The sequence below is a fragment of the Pedobacter sp. T50_32 genome (genome assembly GCF_057652195.1).
Genome location: NZ_JBYFBY010000032.1, coordinates 1 through 240 on the forward strand (window position 1 = coordinate 1; position 240 = coordinate 240).

Below are 240 nucleotides of genomic sequence, written 5' to 3' on the forward strand. Positions count from 1 at the left end.
TTTGCTGTACGCATTTGCTTATACACCACTGAAGAGAATATCGCCTATAGCAGTTTTTGTTGGCGCAATTCCTGGAGCAGTGCCACCTATAATTGGCTATTTTGCTGGTTTGGGAAATGAAGGCATCCATTTCGTATTACCTAAGGATAGTCCAGAGATAGTTTTGCAATTCGCATTAATTTTGTTTTTGATCCAGTTTGTATGGCTATTCCCACATTTTTGGTCTATTGATTGGGTATT

General features: G+C 38.8%; 1 protein-coding gene. It reads left to right on the forward strand.

Features of this window, described 5'->3' with window-relative positions; genetic code table 11:
* Positions 1-240 (forward strand): UbiA family prenyltransferase (locus AC23ME_RS21140; protein ID WP_487729704.1); only part of this gene is annotated, 240 nt, incomplete at both ends.